The organism is Leucobacter sp. GX0328, assembly GCF_053567315.1.
Window position 1 is genome coordinate 510,770 of sequence record NZ_JBSGPC010000002.1, and the last position, 16,429, is coordinate 527,198.

14 protein-coding genes are annotated in these 16,429 nt (G+C 70.2%); 10 read left to right on the plus strand and 4 right to left on the minus strand.

Features of this window, described 5'->3' with window-relative positions; all coding sequences use genetic code 11:
• Positions 1–42 precede the first annotated feature (42 nt).
• Both ACUYTF_RS10535 and ACUYTF_RS10540 read left to right on the plus strand, forming a co-directional pair.
• The gene (locus tag ACUYTF_RS10535; protein ID WP_449279761.1) at positions 43–663 is read left to right on the plus strand and encodes an aggregation-promoting factor C-terminal-like domain-containing protein; all 621 of its coding nucleotides are present in this window, start codon (positions 43–45) and stop codon (positions 661–663) included.
• A 26-nt stretch (positions 664–689) separates the two neighbouring features.
• Entirely contained in the window at positions 690–968 is a 279-nt protein-coding gene (locus tag ACUYTF_RS10540) for an ATP/GTP-binding protein (RefSeq protein WP_449279762.1), read from the plus strand.
• Positions 969–1,031: 63 nt separating this feature from the next.
• Here ACUYTF_RS10540 and ACUYTF_RS10545 read toward each other — a convergent pair whose 3' ends face one another.
• Together ACUYTF_RS10545 and ACUYTF_RS10550 are read right to left on the minus strand one after the other, a co-directional pair.
• Positions 1,032–1,571 (minus strand): RNase H family protein, encoded by a 540-nt coding sequence (locus ACUYTF_RS10545; protein ID WP_434144184.1) that lies wholly within the window; start codon positions 1,569–1,571, stop codon positions 1,032–1,034.
• Positions 1,568–4,297 (minus strand): hypothetical protein, encoded by a 2,730-nt coding sequence (locus ACUYTF_RS10550; RefSeq protein ID WP_449279763.1) that lies wholly within the window; start codon positions 4,295–4,297, stop codon positions 1,568–1,570. The genes ACUYTF_RS10545 and ACUYTF_RS10550 overlap by 4 nt, the downstream gene beginning before the upstream one ends.
• A gap of 246 nt (positions 4,298–4,543) precedes the next feature.
• On the opposite strand from ACUYTF_RS10550, the gene ACUYTF_RS10555 reads away from it, so the two are divergent.
• The 5 genes from ACUYTF_RS10555 to ACUYTF_RS10575 all read left to right on the plus strand — a co-directional run bounded on the left by ACUYTF_RS10555 (position 4,544) and on the right by ACUYTF_RS10575 (position 10,519).
• Positions 4,544–6,436, plus strand: a complete 1,893-nt coding sequence (locus tag ACUYTF_RS10555) for a glycosyltransferase (protein ID WP_449279764.1) — start codon at positions 4,544–4,546, stop codon at positions 6,434–6,436.
• A gap of 2 nt (positions 6,437–6,438) precedes the next feature.
• Positions 6,439–7,428 carry a tetratricopeptide repeat protein gene (locus tag ACUYTF_RS10560; protein WP_449279765.1) on the plus strand — a complete coding sequence of 330 codons (990 nt, stop codon included), beginning with the start codon at positions 6,439–6,441 and terminating at the stop codon, positions 7,426–7,428.
• Positions 7,429–7,445: 17 nt separating this feature from the next.
• On the plus strand, positions 7,446–8,648 hold the full coding sequence (locus ACUYTF_RS10565) for a cysteine desulfurase family protein (protein WP_449279766.1): 1,203 nt from the start codon (positions 7,446–7,448) through the stop codon (positions 8,646–8,648).
• A gap of 95 nt (positions 8,649–8,743) precedes the next feature.
• Positions 8,744–9,910 (plus strand): tRNA 2-thiouridine(34) synthase MnmA, encoded by a 1,167-nt coding sequence (gene mnmA / locus ACUYTF_RS10570; RefSeq protein WP_449279767.1) that lies wholly within the window; start codon positions 8,744–8,746, stop codon positions 9,908–9,910.
• 183 nt (positions 9,911–10,093) lie between these two features.
• On the plus strand, positions 10,094–10,519 hold the full coding sequence (locus ACUYTF_RS10575) for a VOC family protein (protein WP_434144196.1): 426 nt from the start codon (positions 10,094–10,096) through the stop codon (positions 10,517–10,519).
• 144 nt (positions 10,520–10,663) lie between these two features.
• On the opposite strand, the gene ACUYTF_RS10580 is transcribed toward ACUYTF_RS10575, so the two are convergent.
• Positions 10,664–12,271: a solute symporter family protein gene (locus ACUYTF_RS10580; protein WP_449279768.1), complete on the minus strand. Its 1,608-nt coding sequence runs from the start codon at positions 12,269–12,271 to the stop codon at positions 10,664–10,666.
• A gap of 1 nt (position 12,272) precedes the next feature.
• On the minus strand, positions 12,273–12,662 hold the full coding sequence (locus ACUYTF_RS10585; RefSeq protein ID WP_434144199.1) for a DUF485 domain-containing protein: 390 nt from the start codon (positions 12,660–12,662) through the stop codon (positions 12,273–12,275).
• 180 nt (positions 12,663–12,842) lie between these two features.
• Between ACUYTF_RS10585 and ligA the strand changes: the two genes are divergently transcribed.
• From ligA to gatC, 3 genes are all read left to right on the plus strand, one after another.
• On the plus strand, positions 12,843–15,203 hold the full coding sequence (ligA, locus tag ACUYTF_RS10590) for an NAD-dependent DNA ligase LigA (RefSeq protein WP_449279769.1): 2,361 nt from the start codon (positions 12,843–12,845) through the stop codon (positions 15,201–15,203).
• 112 nt (positions 15,204–15,315) lie between these two features.
• Positions 15,316–15,996, plus strand: a complete 681-nt coding sequence (locus ACUYTF_RS10595; protein ID WP_449279770.1) for a DNA-3-methyladenine glycosylase I — start codon at positions 15,316–15,318, stop codon at positions 15,994–15,996.
• A gap of 93 nt (positions 15,997–16,089) precedes the next feature.
• Complete coding sequence (gene gatC, locus ACUYTF_RS10600) at positions 16,090–16,425, plus strand: Asp-tRNA(Asn)/Glu-tRNA(Gln) amidotransferase subunit GatC (RefSeq protein ID WP_434144203.1); 336 nt, start codon at positions 16,090–16,092, stop codon at positions 16,423–16,425.
• Positions 16,426–16,429 lie beyond the last annotated feature (4 nt).

The following is a 16,429-nucleotide window of genomic DNA, read 5'->3' on the forward strand; positions in this document are numbered from 1 at the left end:
TACCGCGCCGTTTCGAGATAGAATCGTTACATTGTGTCTGTTGTGAACTCTCATCCCCGCTCATCCTGGTCGAAGATCCGTGCTGCGTTCGCGGTGACCGGGGTCATCGTGCTCTTCGGCACCGCAGTGGTCGCCCCCTTCGCGATGCCCGGCGGCGAGACCGATGCCGAGGCGCTCGCATTCGAGACCCGCATCAACCAGGAGTTCGTGCCGAACGAGTTCCCTGAAGACGACATCATCTACCCGGAGATCGAAACGGTCGAGCTGCCCGATCCCGCCGAAGTCGAGCGCCAGAAGCGCGAGGCCGAAGCCGCTGCCGCCGCCGAGAAGGCGGCGAAGGAGGCGTCCTCCTCGCAGGCGACCGCTCCCGCCCGGTACACGGGCGGCGGTGCGCCCGCGGAATGGATGGCGGCCGCCGGCATCGCGGAGAGCGACTGGGGCTACGTCGACTACATCGCGAGCCGCGAGAGCGGTTGGAACCCGAACGCCACGAACGCCTCCTCGGGCGCGTGCGGCGTGATCCAGGCGAACCCCTGCAGCAAGGTGCCGGGTAACGGATACGACCCCGTCGACAACCTGCGCTGGGCGAACGGCTACGCGGTCGGCCGCTACGGCAGCTGGGCGCAGGCCTACGCGTTCTGGACCACCAACCACTGGTGGTGAGCCGACCCGTGGCGCGCAATCGCCGCGTGAACAAGTATCAGCGCGCAGCGCAGGCGGAACCCCGCGACGTGACCCGCCTGGCCTACGGCGGCGCCCGCAAGGAGCGGCATCGCGGCTCGGAATGGTTCGTGCGCGACATCCCCGCGCATCGCGCCGAGAAGGTCTACCGCTGCCCGTCGTGCGGTACCGAGATCCCTGTCGGTCAGGCCCACGTCGTGGCCTGGAGCGCCGAGCACTTCTTCGGCGATGAGGCGGCGGTGCGAGACCGCAGGCACTATCACGCGCACTGCTGGCGACTGGGCTGAGCAGTCCCTGCAGGGATCGCCGGAGCGCGGGGCAGCCCGTCGGTGTGGCGGGGGAGCCCCGGCCTAGAAGAGCGTCGGCGGCGACGCCGGGGTCTCGAGGGAGACCTCCGGTGACGGGGGAGGCGGGGCGGCGCCTGCGAGACCGGGTCCGTGGTCGGGCGCCCGGCCCGCCTGGAACGCGGTGGCCGCAGCTCGCGCACGGTCGTCGGCCGCCTCGTTGAGCGGATGGCCGGCATGGCCCTTCACCCACTCGAACTGCACATCGCGGCCCGCGAGGGCGGCATCGAGCTGCTCGAGCAGGTCGCGGTTGAGCACCGGCTTGCCGTCGGCCTTGCGCCAACCACGCCGTTTCCATCCCGGCATCCACTGCGTCACGGAGTTGATGACGTACTGGCTGTCGCACAGGATGCGCAGCGGTTCCGCAGCGCGCGGTGCCGTCGCATGCAGCAGGTCGAGCACGGCCATGAGCTCGCCCTGGTTGTTCGTCGCGCGCGGCCATCCGCCGGCCCGCCACTGCGTTTCGTCGACGAACCAGGCCCAGCCCGCGGGGCCGGGATTGCCGAGGGCCGAGCCGTCGGCGGCCGCGATGATCCCCACCGTCACTCGCCGTTCTCGTCGGCGAGGGGCCGATCGACGGCATTGCCGGTCGCGGTGCTCATCTTCTGCGCGTTCGTGATGACTTCGCCGAGGCTCTCGAAGTAGCGGGCCACCGCGCCGCGCTCGACCTTCAGCTGGGTCATACGATCCTCCGCGGCGGCGAGCACGCGCTTCGCGCGCTCCTCTGCAGCGGCGAAGGCGACCTGCGAGCGTCGCTCGGCCTCGAGCTTTGTCTCGGCGGCCTGGCGCTCCGCTTCAGCCCGGATGTTCTGCGCGTCGCGCGTCGCCTCCGAAGTGATGCGCTGGTACTCCTCGCGTGCGGCATCCAATTGGGCCCGAAGCTCGGCGAGCTCCGTCGTCGTCGCCTCGATCTCGCGACGCGACGCCTCGTCGGCCGCGCGCTGGCTCTCGGCGAGACGCCGGGCGTGCTCCTCCTGCTCGCTGCTCGAACGCTGTGCGAAGGCGATGGACTCGGTATCGATCGATTCCCGCAGCGAACGCAGCTCGTCCTGCGCCGCCGCCCGCGCCTGCGCGAGATCGGTCTCTTCGCTGTGGCGGAACTCGGCGAGCTCCGCGACCGTGTTCGCCCGCAGCAGGTCAGTCTCCTCGATGACGGCGGCGCGCTTCGCGGCGACCTCGCGGTCGATCGCGGCACGGGCCGACTCGAGCTGCACGCGCAGCTCCTCCTGCTGCTGCTCCGCTGCTGCGGCGAGGGCGCGCTCGTGCTCCTCGCGCTCGCGGGCGATGTCGGCGTCGAGCTTCGCGCGCTCGCGTTCGATGCGCAGCTCGAGCGCCTCGCGCTCGTGCCCGAGGGCGGTGGCGGCTTCGTCGCGTTCGATGCGCAGCGCATCGGCGGCGGCGATGCGCTCGTCCTCCAGCTGCTGCCGATGCGTCGACAGCGCGGCGGCGACGCGCTCATCGTGCATGGTGCTCTCATCCGCGATGCGAGCGGCATGCGCCGCTGCGGCAGCGGCCAGTTCGCGCGCCTGCTCGGCCGCCTGCTTCGCGAGCCCGGCTTCGTGCTCCTCGCGCTCCGCCGCGATCAGCGTGCGGTGCTCGTCGCTTTCGGCCACCAGACGATCCTGATGCGCGGCGAGCTCGGCGCCGATGCGCGCGTCGTGGGCCGACCTCTCGGCCGCGAGCTCCGCGGCCTGCGCGTCTCGTTCAGCGGCGAGCGACTCCGTCTGCGCTTCGCGCGCAGCGCGGAGCTCCTCAGCCTGTGCGTCGCGCTCGGCGGCGAGGGCGGCGTCGTGCGCTTCGCGCTCCTCGAGAAGCGCGGCGTCGTGGGCCTCGCGCTCGTTCGTGAGATCGGCGCGATGCTGCACCCGCTCGCTGCGGAGGGCGTCGTCGTGGGCCTCGCGCTCCTGCGCGATCTTCGATTCGTGGGCTTCGTGCTCCTGCGCGATCTTCGATTCGTGCGCTTCGAGTTCCTGCGCGATCCGCGACTCGTGCTCCTCGCGCTCCACGGCGAGCGTGCGTTCGTGGGTGTCCCGCTCCGCGCCGATGGCCTCTCGGTGCGCCTCGAGCTCCGCCGCGATGCGCGCCTCGTGCCCCGTGCGCTGCGACGCGAGTTCGACTTCCTGCTCGGAGCGCAGGCGGTCCAGTTCGTTCTGCGCGGCCTCGGCCGCGCGCTCCCGTTCCCGCTGCGACTGCGCTGCGAGCGTCAGCGCCTCCGTGCGCTGGGCCTCGACCTCCCGGGCGATGGACGCCTCATGGGCCCCGCGCTCCTGCGCGATGCGGGCATCGTGAGTCTCCCGCTCCGCGGCGATCGCCTGCTCGTGCTGCTGCCGTTCGGCCGCGAGCGCGGCGTCGTGCTCCGCGCGTTCCTGGGCGATGCGCCCGGTCAGCGTCTCGATCTCGGCGCGCAACTCGCGCTGGTTCGCCTCGAAGCGCGCCTCGAGCTCGCGCTCGCGCTCGGTGTAGCGCTCCTCGAGCGCGGCCTCCTCGCGCTGGCGCTTCGCCTCGAACTCCGCGCGGGCCCGCTCGCCCTCCTGAGTCAGGCGGGCGCGTTCGCGCTCGGCCTCCCGCAGATCATCGGCGCGGCGGCGTTCGAGCTCGTCGGCGTGGCGCTCGGTCTCGCTCCGCAGCTCTTGCGCCGCACTGCGGGCTTCCCCCGAGATGCGTTCTGCTTCGGCGGTGGCCCGCGCGAGGGTCTCCTCGGCCGCGCGCCGTGCGGTCTCGAGAGCGGCAGACGCCTCGCGCTCCGCCGAACTGCGCACCAGCGCTGCGGAGCGCTCGGCTTCCGCGACCAGGCGTTCGCGCTCGTCGTTGGCCTCGCCGGTTTGGCGCGCCACGTCGTTGCGCGCGCCGGTGAGGATGATCTCGGACTGCTCGTGCGCGGTCGCGAGCAGCTCGTCGGCCTTCTGCCGCGCCTCCTCGAGCATGCGCGCGCTCTCCTCCTCCGAGGAGCGGCGCAGCTTCTCGGCATCGAGGTCCGCCTGCGCCATGAGGTGCTGGGCGTGATCCTCGGCGACCTTGAGGCTCTTCTCGACGCGCAGCCCCAGCCCCGAATAGCCGCTCGCCCCGAGCTCGGCCACCTGCTCCTGCAGCTCGGCGATCAGCCGTCGCTGCTCATCCCCGGTGCGGGTGGCCTCCTGGTGCGCCGCCTGCATCGACGCGAGATGCGTCTGCAGATTCGCGACCTGACCGGTGAGCGCGCCGACGCGCACGTCGACCTCCTCCCGGTTGTAACCCCGGAAAGCAGGCGAGAACTGCTGAGCTGATTCGGACAAGTGTCCTCCGAACGAGATGTGTGGTGGCGTCGTACGCTGCGTCCGCGATGCAGGTAACCCGTCGAACATGATAGTTCACTTCGCTGCCCGGGGGCCGGGACGGTGAACGGTTTCCACGACATACACCGATTCCTCCGCTACCGTTGTAGGGATCAAGATCCATTGCCGTGCGCATCCGCGCCGGCAGGGCCCCGAACATTGCCAGTCGAGGGGTCGACGAAATTCTGAGGAGCCCTTTTGCGGTATGTGCTTGCGATAGTCGCGCTCGTGTTCTCGGGTGTGCTGCTGCTGCTCGGGATCGGTCAGCGCACCTTCCTCGCCGGGCCGGCCGAGATCCGCTACGAGGCCGCGGTCTCGACGGATGCCGGGTATGCGGTCATCGACGGCGCCGAGCTGAGGACCGTCGCCGGCCAGGCGAACGTGACGGCGTCAGGGAAGGACGCGTTCGTCGCCACCGGCGCGACCCGCGACGTGCAGGCCTGGGTCGAGGAGTTCGATCATGTCGCTCTCGTAGCCGACCGCGGCGAACGCGGGTTCGTCTCCGAGGAGATCGCTGGGGTCGCGCCCGAGGCCGAGCCGAGCGAAGCCGACCAGACCGCTCCGGCCGACGGCGTCGCGCCCGCCGAGAACGGCGAGGAAGAACAGGCGAAGCCGCTCGACCCGCGCGGCAGCGACCTGTGGCTGCAGGAGAAGTCGGCATCGGACTCCGGTTCGGTGCGCGTGCCGGTGAAGCTCGACGACGACCAGTCGGTGATCATCGCGACCGATGGCGAGGCGCTGCCGGAATCGATCGCCGTTACCTGGGTGCAGGATCGCAATACGCCCTGGGCCGGCCCCATGCTCGTCGGCGGCGGCGTGCTCGCGCTCATCGGAGCGCTGCTCTACATCCTCGCGATCGACCACGATCGTCGCGGCCTGGGCCCGCGCCGCGGCCGCAGAGGCCCGCTGCAGGGCATCCGCAACAGCTTCTCGCGCAAGCGGACGATCGCTCCCGCGGAAGCGGAGCAGACGAAGCAGGAGGGCGGCGCCGGGATGACGGGCTCGCGCCGGGGCGTGCGCCGACTCGCACTGCCTGCCGCAGGCGTGGCGCTGGCCCTCGGGCTGACCGGCTGCTCGGCGAGCTACTGGCCCCAGTTCGACGCGGGCGCGTCCGAGAGCACCGCGACCGACGAGCCGAAGTCGTCGTCGGCGCCGTTGCCGGTGACCGCCGCGCAGATCGACCGCATTCTCGACCGCATCGTCGAGGTCTCCGACACGGCGGACAAGGATATGGACGCCGAACTCCTGAAGGCCCGCTTCACGGGAGACGCGCTGCAGCAGCGCACCGCGAACTACGCGATCCGGGCTTCCGCAACCGAGTGGCTGATCCCGCCGCTCATCACCACCGACGAGCTCGACTACCAGCTCGTGCAGAGCACCGAGGGGTGGCCGCGCACGATGCTCGTGACGGTCGCATCCGAGAAGGGCGGCGCGCCCGCCGACACCGCGGATCAGGAGACCGGCGGTGAGGAGGCCTCGCCGTCGCTCGCGCTGGTGATGACGCAGGAGACGCCGCACGACAACTACCTCGTGTCGTCGGTCATCGCGCTGCGCGGCGGCATCGCCATGCCGCAGGCGGCACCGGCCGACGAAGGCACGGCGCTGCTCGCCAACGACATCGAGAGCTTCCTGGTGCAGCCCGGCGAGGTGGGCACGGCATTCGCCTCGGTGCTGCAGGACGGCGAGGCATCGCCCGACTTCGAGCTCTTCGACATGGGCGAGGACAAGATCCTGGAGAACTCGGGCAAGGCGCGCGTCGAACGACTCGCGGCCGATGCCGAGGCGAAGGGCAAGCCGATGGCGTTCTCGGTCACGGCGCGCCAGGGCGAAGAGCAGGCCGTCGCGCTCACCACCGGCGTCGAGGGCGCCCTCGTCGTGACGACGGTGCTCGAGGATCAGGTGGTCGACGGCAGCGCCGGACGCATCAAGCCGGTCGCGACCGGCCAGGTCACCGCGCTCTCGGGGCTCAGCGGGCAGCAGGAGCGGATCGTGCAGACCTTCGCGCACCAGATGCTCTTCTTCGTGCCGAGCAAATCCGACTCGGGGGCGAAGATCCAACTTCTCGGAGACACCAGCGAACTGATCGGAGCAGGGAACTAACCATGTCGCAGCAGATGCCCGAGCGCATTCCCGGCGGAGGCGTCGACCTCAGCCATCTCGCATCGCAGAACCGCGCGCCGCAGCCGCCGGCGGCCGCGGGCGCCGCACCGGCAGGTGCACTGGGCGCCGCGGCGCACGAGGGACGGGTCGTCGACGTGCCCTCCCTGGTGATGGACGTCACCGACGAGAGCTTCGAGCAGATCGCGCAGCTCTCGGCCGTGGTGCCGGTCGTGTTCGACCTGTGGGCCGAATGGTGCCAGCCGTGCAAGACGCTCAGCCCCATCATCGAGCAGGTGACCCGTGAACTCGAGGGGCGCGTGCTGCTCGCGAAGGTCGACGTCGACGCGAACCCCGGCCTGGCGCAGGCGTTCCAGGCCCAGTCGATCCCGACCGTGGTCGCCATGGTCGCCGGGCGGCCCGTGCCGCTCTTCCAGGGCGCGGTGCCCGTGGAGCAGGTGCGCCAGTTCTTCGCCCAGCTCGTGCAGCTCGCCGAGCAGCACGGCGTCGTCGGCAGAGTGAACGCCCCCGATGCCCAGGCAGCGGGCGAACAGCCCGAGGCCCCCGCGGAGCCCGAGATCCCTGAGGCGCATCGCGCGGCGGTCGACGCCGCCGAGCGCGGGGACTTCGTCGCGGCCGTGCGCGAGTGGGAGGCCGTACTCGCGAAGGCCCCCGCCGACGCGGCGGCGCGGGAGGCGCTCGTGCAGATGAAGCTCCTGCAGCGTCTGAGCGGTCGCACCGCCGACGAGATCCGCAGCGCCGCGGCAGCGGCGCCGACCGATGTCGCCGCGCAGCTCGGCGTGGCGGATCTCGACGTTTCGGGCGGTCACGTGGAAGACGCGTTCCTGCGTCTGCTCGAGCTCTTCGCCGCGACCCAGGACCCGGGGGAGCGCGGAACGATCCGCGAGCGCCTGCTCGAGCTCTTCGAGGTCGTCGGCGTCGCCGACCCCCGCGTCATCGCCGCGCGCGGCCGCCTCGCGAACCTCCTCTACTGAGCGAGCGGGAGGTGCGGATGGACGGCGGGCGCCGCGGCTACCTCGATCATGCGGCGACCTCGCCGATGCCCGATGACGTGCTCGAGGCGTATACGAGCGCGCTGCGCGTGATCGGCAACCCCGCGTCGACGCACGGCCACGGGCAGGGGGCGAGCGAGCTGCTCGAGGAGTCCCGGGCGCGCATCGCCCGCGCCCTCGGCAGCGACTATGCCGAACTCATCTTCACCGGCGGCGGTACCGAATCGATCAACCTTGCGCTGAAGGGCATGTACTGGGCACGCCGGCGCTCCGGAGCCGGCCCGGTAGTGCTCGTGGCCGACGGAGAGCACCACGCGACGCTCGAAGCGGCCGAATGGCTGCGCGATGCGCAGGGCGCCCGCCTGCGGCTGCTGCCCGTGGACGCCGACGGCGCGCTGCTCCCCGAGACCCTCGAAACCGCAATCGCGGAGGAGGGAACGGAGGAGATCGCGCTCCTGTCCTTCCTCTGGGCGAACAACGAGGTCGGCACGGTGCAGCCGGTGCGGGAGCTGTGCGCGATCGCCCGGCGCGCCGGCATCCCCGCGCACGTCGACGCGGTCTCGGCGCTCGGCCAGTTGCAGATCGATTTCCGCTCGTCCGGTGCTTCGGCGGTCTCGGTGTCGGCGCACAAGATCGGCGGTCCCGTCGGCATCGGTGCGCTCGTACTCGATCGCCGGGCCGAGACAGACGCCCTCATCCACGGCGGGTCGCAGCAGCGCTCCCGTTCGGGCACCCAGGATGCGGCGGGGGCCGCCGCCTTCGCCGCAGCGATCGCGCACTCGCTCGATGAGCACGGTACGCCGCGGCCCGAGCGGATCGAACGCCTCACCGCGCTGCGCGATGGCCTCATCGCCGGAGTGCGATCCCTCGCGCCCGATGCCGTACTGCGCGGGAGCGATCCCGCGGCAGGTGCGTCCGCTCGGCTGCCGGGCAATGCGCACTTCACATTCCCCGGATGCCAGGGCGATTCGCTGGTGTTCATGCTCGACGCCGCGGGCGTCTCGGTCTCGGTCGGGTCGGCCTGCCGGGCCGGGGTGGCCGAGATCTCGCATGTGCTGCTCGCCATGGGCCTGTCCGAAGCCGAAGCCGCCGGCGCCCTCCGGTTCACGCTCTCGCCCGAGACCGGGGCATCCGAGATCGATGCGCTGCTCGAAGCGCTGCCCGCAGCCCTCGAGCGCGCACGCGCGGCCGGTCTTTCATAGGCCCCGCAGAGCCTCTGCGTATCGACCGCGCAGCCCCCGCGAGCGCCGCATCCGCGGGGCTGCGAGACCACGCCGGTCGGCGTAAGATGGTGCGAATGAAGGTTCTGGCGGCGATGAGCGGAGGGGTGGACTCGGCTGTAGCGGCGGCCCGAGCGGTCGAAGCGGGGCACGAAGTCGTGGGCGTGCATCTCGCGCTCAGCCGCATGCCGGGCACGATCCGCACCGGGTCTCGCGGCTGCTGCACGATCGAGGACGCCATGGACGCCCGACGCGTCGCGAACCTGCTCGGCATCCCCTTCTACGTATGGGATCTCAGCGAGCGCTTCAAGGAAGACGTGGTCGACGATTTCATCGCCGAGTACGCTGCCGGCCGCACTCCGAACCCCTGCATGCGCTGCAACGAGAAGATCAAGTTCCAGGCGCTGCTCGACAAGGCGATCGCTCTCGGGTTCGACGCCGTCGCGACGGGTCACTACGCGAGCCTCGTCGATGGTGAGAACGGGCGCGAACTGCACCGCGCGAGTGCCTGGACGAAGGATCAGTCGTACGTGCTCGGCGTGCTTACCGAGAGCCAGCTCGCGCACTGCTACTTCCCGCTCGGCGATACGCCGTCGAAGGAGCTCATCCGCGCCGAGGCCGAGGAGCGCGGGTTGCAGGTGGCGCAGAAGCCCGACAGCTACGACATCTGTTTCATCCCCGACGGCGATACGCGCGGGTGGCTCTCCGACCACGTGCAGCGCGAGCCGGGCGAGATTCTTGACGAATCGGGCGAGGTCGTCGGCCGTCACGACGGCGCCCACGGGTACACGGTGGGGCAGCGTCGCGGGCTGCAGCTCGGGCGCCCGGCGCCGGACGGCGAACCGCGCTACGTGCTCTCGATCCGGCCGGTATCGAACCAGGTCGTGGTCGGGCCCCGCGAGAGCCTGCAGATCGGACGCATCGCCGGCGGGCGTTTCAGCTGGGCGGGCGAACCGGGGTTCGAACCGGCAGAGGAATTCGCCTGCGAGGTGCAGATCAGGGCGCATGCCGATCCGGTGCCGGCGAAGGCGCGGTTGGTCCCGATCCTGGACGCGGAGCGCACCGAGCAGCATCGCGTCGATGCGAGTCACGAGATCGTGGTCGACGTCGATCTGAAGCTCGCGGAGCCGCTCTCGGGCGTCGCTCCCGGTCAGACCGCCGTGCTCTACATCGGCACGCGCGTGCTCGGTCAGTTCACGATCGACCGCGCGCTGCCGGTCGACGCCGAGCGTTCGGCGGCCTGACCGGCCCGAGTGGTGTCGCCGACGCCATCGGGTGCGAACGCCGAGGCGGCGCGCTCTGGAAGCACGCCGCTGAGTTCTTTCTCCGAGGCCGAACCGAGCGGTAGCGGATGACGCAGGTCGCGTGCATACTGGGGCTGACGCCGATACCGGCAGCGGTATCGATCCGACGGAGGAGAAGGCAGCATGACGCACTCGATTGCGACGTACATCGCGCTTCCCGGTACGACCGGCGAGGCCATGGAGCACTGGCACGAGGTGTTCGGCGGTGATCTGCGGATCCTCCGCTACGGCGACATGCCGCCGATGGAGGGCATGCCCTTCACCCCGGACCCGCAGGCGGTCGCGCACGCGACGCTCGTGACGCCCGTCGGCACGATCGCGGGCGGCGACGCGATGGACGACGGCACCGACTACAACGTGCGGGGCAGCGCGTATTCGATGCTGGTCACCACGGATACCCCCGAGGAGGCCCGCGACCTCATCGCGAAGCTGCTCACCGGCGGCGGCGAGGTCGGCATGCCGTTCGAGCGGGCTCCGTGGGGCGACTGGTACGGGCAGGCCTACGATCGCTTCGGCGTGATGTGGGCGTTCTCGTGCGAGGCGGCGTAACCGGGTCGCCGGGGCGATATGCGTCACCGGCGCGCCGCGCATGAGCTTCAGAACCTGATGGCCTCCGCGGCAGAACGGGGGCATCGGCTCATGAGATGCTGCGGCGACGGCTCGAGCATGCCGCCGCCGCAGGATCGGACGGTGTCAGTGCTCGACCGGGGGCTCCGCGCCGAAACCGGTGAGCTCGCGCACCTCCATCTCGGCCGCCAGCTTCTTCGACTCGCGGCCTGGGTCGGTCAGCGACCCGACCCAGCCGGGGATGAATCCGAGCGGGATCGACACGATGCCCGGGTTGGTGAGCGGGAACCACGCGAAGTCGGCTCCCGGGATCATCGAGGTCTCGGTGCCCGACACGACCGGCGAGAACGCGATCAGGCCGATCGCCGAGACGAGGCCGCCGATCATCGACCACACCGCGCCGCGGGTGGTGAACTTGCTCCAGAAGAGCGAGTAGAGGATCGTCGGCAGGTTCGCGCTCGCGGCGACCGCGAAGGCGAGGGCCACGAGGAAGGCGACGTTCTGATCCTTCGCTCCGATACCGCCGATGATCGCGGCCGCGCCGATGACGAGGGTCGTGATCTTCGCGACCTTCATCTCCTGCTTCTGCGTCGCCTTGCCCTTCTTGATGACGCTCGCGTACACGTCGTGCGCGAACGAGGCCGAGGCCGTGATGGTGAGGCCCGCGACGACCGCGAGGATCGTGGCGAACGCCACGGCCGAGATGAGGCCGAGCAGAATCGGGCCGCCGAGGTGGAATGCGAGGAGCGGGGCCGCTGAGTTGACGCCACCCGGAGCGTTCGCGATCTCCTCGGGCCCGACGAGGGCGCCGGCGCCGAAGCCCAGCACGAGGGTGAAGAGGGAGAAGATGCCGATGAGCCAGATCGCCCACACGACCGAACGGCGCGCCTCCTTCGCCGTGGGCACGGTGTAGAAGCGCATGAGCACATGGGGGAGGCCGGCGGTGCCGAGCACGAGCGCGAGGGCGAGCGAGATGAAGTCGAGCGGGTTCGCTCCGTACTTCAGGCCCGGCGCGAGGATAGCGGCGCCTTCGGCCGACTTCTCGACGGCGGTCTGCAGCAGCTGCGAGAAGTTGAAGCCGGAGAGCGCGAGCGTCCACACCGTCATGATCGCGACGCCGGCGATGAGCAGCACCGCCTTGATGATCTGCACCCAGGTCGTGCCCTTCAAGCCGCCGATCAGCACGTAGATGATCATCACGACGCCGACGCCGACGCCGACGCCGACGGCGACGCCGACGGCGACGATGACGAGCGACTGCCCGATCGAGCTGTCGAGCCCGAGCAGCAGCGACACGAGCGCTCCCGCTCCCGCCATCTGCGCCAGCAGGTAGAAGAAGCTCACTGCGAGCGTCGTTGTGGCGGCGGCCATGCGCACCGGCTTCTGCTTGAGGCGGAACGAGAGCACGTCGGCCATGGTGAACTTCGCGGTATTGCGCATGAGCTCGGCGACGAGCAGCAGGGCGACGAGCCATGCGACGAGGAATCCGATCGAGTAGAGGAATCCGTCGTAGCCGGTGAGCGCGATGGCGCCGCAGATGCCGAGGAAGGATGCGGCCGAGAGGTAGTCGCCCGCGATCGCGAGACCGTTCTGGCGCCCGCTGAACGAACGACCGCCGGCGTAGAAGTCGGCGGCGCTCTTGTTGTTGCGGCTCGCGCGGATCACGATGACCATCGTCACCGCGACGAACGCGAGGAAGATCGAGATGTTCAGAACCGGGTTGTTGCCCTGCATGTCATGCCTCCCCGTCGGTGGTGCTCGAACCGCCTCGGGCGGCCTGCGCCTCGAGATCGGCGCGGATCCCGACGCTGATCGGGTCGAGGCGCTTGTTGGCGAACCGTACGTAGATCATGGTGATCGCGAACGTCGTCACGAACTGACCGAGGCCGAGGACGATGCCGAGGTTCACATTGCCGATGACCGGAGTGGCCATGAAATCGTGCGCGTAGGCCGAGAGCAGCACGTACGCGAGGAACCACACCATGAAGAGTGCGGAGACGGGGAAGACGAACGTGCGAAACCTCCGTTTGAGCTCCTGGAACTCGGGGGAGCGCTGCACCGCCTCGTAATCGATGTCGGGCGGTGCTTCTTCGGGGAATCCGGGTTGATCAGGTGAACTGTTCATACGACCTCCTCGTCGATGGTGTGCCGAGCGCCCGAGAGTCGGCGTTCGATATTCCGGAACTGGAGGTCCCCGCAGCACTGCGGTCTGGGGTAGTCAGTATTCCGACACGAATGCGCGCCTGTCAAACGCCGACCGCGGGCGATCGGCGCTCGCCGGGCGCTGGCTCCGTAGACTGGGGGCGTGAGCAATTCTTCCGCGATCCCTGCAGATTTCGACGCCGCACGTGCCGAGGCGGAGCGCCTCACCGCCGAGATCGAGCGCCTGCGCACCGCCTACTATTCGGAGGCCGCGAGCCTCGTCTCGGACGCCGAGTACGACGAGATGTTCCATCGCCTCGAGGCGATCGAGCGCGCGTTCCCCGAGCTCGCCGGGCAGGACAGCCCGACGCAGGAGGTCGGCGCGGCCGTCGTCTCCGCAGGCTTCCCCGAGCACGAGCACGCAGAGCGCATGCTGAGCCTCGACAACGTGTTCTCGCTCGACGAGTTCCGCGAGTGGGCGGCGAAGGCGCGGGCCGCTGCGGGAGGACCGGTGCGCTGGCTGTCCGAGCTGAAGATCGACGGTCTCGCCATCAATCTCGCGTATCGCAGGGGAGTGCTCGAGACCGCCACCACCCGAGGCGACGGCCGGGTCGGCGAGGACATCACCGAGAACGTGCGCTTCATCCCGGCGATCCCGGTCGAACTGACGGGCGACGACGTGCCCGAGTTCTTCGAGGCGCGCGGCGAGGTGTTCCTCTCGGGCGAGGATTTCGCGGCGCTGAACGAACGCCAGCACGATCTGCAGAGCCGCTTCGCCGACGAGCAGCGCGCGAAGGGCGTGCCCGACGAGAAGATCTCGATCCGCTTCCCCGAATTCGCGAACGCCCGCAATACGGCCGCCGGCAGCCTGCGGCAGCGGGCCGAGAAGAAGAGCGAGGCCGAGCTCGAGCTGATGAGCGATCGCCTGGGCCGCCTGTCGCTCTACGTGCACGGCATCGGAGCCTGGCAGCATCCGGGGCTCGAGAACCAGTCCGACGCGTATGCCGCGCTTCAGGGCTGGGGTCTTCCGGTCTCGCCGTACTCCCGCGTGTTCGACGATGTCGAGGAGGTGGTCGCGTTCATCGAGGATCGCGGCGAGCATCGCCACGACGTCGAGCACGAGATCGACGGCATCGTCGTCAAGATCGACGAGCTCGCGCTGCACGCCGAGCTCGGCGAGACGAGCCGCGCGCCGCGCTGGGCGATCGCCTACAAGTACCCTCCGGAGGAGGTGCACACGAAGCTCCTCGACATCCGCATCGGCGTCGGACGCACCGGCCGGGCGACACCGTACGCGGTGATGGAGCCCGTGAAGGTCGCCGGCTCGACCGTGCGCCAGGCAACGCTGCACAACCAGGAGGTCGTGCAGGCGAAGGGGGTGCTGATCGGGGATACGGTCGTGCTGCGCAAGGCGGGCGACGTGATTCCCGAGGTGCTCGGCGCCGTGCTCGAACGACGCGACGGCAGCGAAGTCGAATGGAAGATGCCGAAGGACTGCCCCGAGTGCGGCACCGAGCTGCGCGCGATGAAGGAGGGCGATATCGATCTGCGCTGCCCGAACGCCCGGGGATGCCCGGCGCAGGTGCGCGGCCGGGTCGAGCACATCGGCTCGCGCGGTGCCCTCGACATCGAGGTGCTCGGCGAGATCACGGCCGCGGCGCTGACCCAGCCCGAGGTGCCGTCGGACCCGCCGCTCGAGACGGAGGCCGGGCTCTTCGAACTGACCCGCGAACAGCTCGTGCCCATCGTGGTCGTGGTGCGCGACAGCGAGACCGGCGAACCGGTGATCGATGAGGAGACTGGGGAGCCGCGAAGGCGCACGCCGTTCCAGAAACTGGGGCCGGCGAGCTACCCGCCGGGCTGGGAGGAGGCGAGCGCCGCCGAACGGCGACGGGCCGGCATCAAGAAGAACTACCGCGAGGCCCAGCCGTCGAAGGACGTCGATACCCTGCTCGCCGAACTCGAGAAGGCGAAGACGAAGCCGCTGTGGCGCCTGCTCGTCTCATTGAACATCCGGCACGTCGGGCCCGTGGCCGCGCGTGCGCTCGCCGACTGGTTCGGTTCGCTCGACGCCATCCGATCCGCCTCCCTCGAAGAGATCTCGGCCGTCGACGGGGTCGGCGGCATCATCGCCGAGTCGCTGCTCGGCTGGTTCGAAGTCGGTTGGCACCGGGAGATCGTCGACCGCTGGGCGGCGGCGGGGGTGCAGTGGGTCACTCCCGGGCATCCGGGGCCGGGGGCCGCGGCGGCCGCGGGTGGGGTGCTCGCCGGGCTCACGGTGGTCGCGACCGGCGCTCTCGACGGGTTCACCCGCGAGGGGGCGAAGGAGGCGATCATCCAGGCCGGCGGCAAGGCCGCGTCGAGCGTTTCGAAGAAGACCGACTTCGTCGCCGCCGGGCCGGGCGCCGGTTCGAAGCTCGCCAAGGCCGAGGAGCTCGGCATCCCGGTGCTCGACGCCGAGCAGTTCGCGGTGCTCGTGACGTCCGGCCCCGACGCGCTCGAACTCTCCTCCACAGAGGAGTAGAGAAGCGAGTTATCCACAGATTGCGCTTCCTCGCCCCGCGCCGCTCGGTGCCGACCTAGGCTGAGCAGTCACACACGGGCGCTGAATGGAACGGAGCGACGGAGGTACCGAGATGCTGGATGCGAATCTGAACGGAACACGGGGGAGCCGGACGGGCGCAGGGCACCCGCCCGTGCGCGCCGCGTGGGCGGAGCAGGACCCGCTGCTCACCGACTACTACGACGCCGAATGGGGCATGCCGGTCACCGACGATGTCGGCGTATTCGAACGGCTGAGTCTCGAAGCCTTCCAGTCCGGGCTGTCGTGGCTCACGGTGCTGCGCAAGCGCGAGGCCTTCCGCGACGCGTTCTCGGAGTTCGACCCGGAGCGCGTCGCGGCCTTCGCCGAGCCCGACATCGATCGGCTCATGCAGAACGCGGGCATCATCCGCAACGCGGCCAAGATCAGGGCGACGGTCGGCAATGCGGCGGCGACGCTGCGGCTGCGGGCCGAGGGGCCGGGGCTCGCGCACCTCGTCTGGTCGTTCAGGCCCGAGCGATCGCCGTCGCCCCGCACGGCAGCAGAGGTGCCGACCACCTCGCCCGAGTCGGTCGCGCTCGCGAAGGAGCTGCGGCGTCTCGGGTTCCGCTTCGTCGGGCCGACGACCTCGTACGCGCTGATGACCGCCATCGGCATCGCCGACGTGCACCTCGTCGACAGCCACCGGCGCGGCTGCTCGGGGCTGTGGGCCCGCGACGGAACGCGGATCGGGGACGCCCTGCCTCCGGAGCTCCGGGCCGTACCGTCGCACTGAGCCCGGGGCCGCCCGGCGCTCCCGTGCGCCGGGCGGCCCCGCGTTCTCGGTAGGATGGACGGGTTCGTAGAATTCACCCACTCATGGAGCAGCATGCCTGAAACGACTGCGGCAGCGGGCGAGTCGGCGGCAAGCGAGATCACGGCCGAGTCCGTGCAGCATCTCGCTGGCCTGGCCCGGATCGCCCTCACCGATGCCGAAGTCGAGTCGCTCACCAGCGAACTCGGCTCGATCCTCTTGAACATCGCGAAGGTGAGCGAGGTCGCGACGGCAGATGTGCCCGCGACGAGCCACCCGACCCCGCTGAACAACGTGACGAGGCCCGACGTGGTCGCCGACGTGCTCACGCGCGAGGAGGCGCTCGCGAATGCGCCCGAGGAGGCGGACGGCATGTTCCGCGTGTCATCGATTCTCGGCGAGGAGCAGTAGTAGC

Coding starts and splice junctions, on each gene's coding strand:
- ACUYTF_RS10595 (WP_449279770.1), top strand. CDS start 15,316: ATGCTGGATGCGAATCTGAACGGAACACGGGGGAGCCGGACGGGCGCA.
- ACUYTF_RS10580 (WP_449279768.1), bottom strand. CDS start 12,271: ATGCAGGGCAACAACCCGGTTCTGAACATCTCGATCTTCCTCGCGTTC.
- ACUYTF_RS10565 (WP_449279766.1), top strand. CDS start 7,446: ATGGACGGCGGGCGCCGCGGCTACCTCGATCATGCGGCGACCTCGCCG.
- ACUYTF_RS10585 (WP_434144199.1), bottom strand. CDS start 12,662: ATGAACAGTTCACCTGATCAACCCGGATTCCCCGAAGAAGCACCGCCC.
- mnmA (WP_449279767.1), top strand. CDS start 8,744: ATGAAGGTTCTGGCGGCGATGAGCGGAGGGGTGGACTCGGCTGTAGCG.
- ACUYTF_RS10575 (WP_434144196.1), top strand. CDS start 10,094: ATGACGCACTCGATTGCGACGTACATCGCGCTTCCCGGTACGACCGGC.
- ACUYTF_RS10560 (WP_449279765.1), top strand. CDS start 6,439: ATGTCGCAGCAGATGCCCGAGCGCATTCCCGGCGGAGGCGTCGACCTC.
- gatC (WP_434144203.1), top strand. CDS start 16,090: ATGCCTGAAACGACTGCGGCAGCGGGCGAGTCGGCGGCAAGCGAGATC.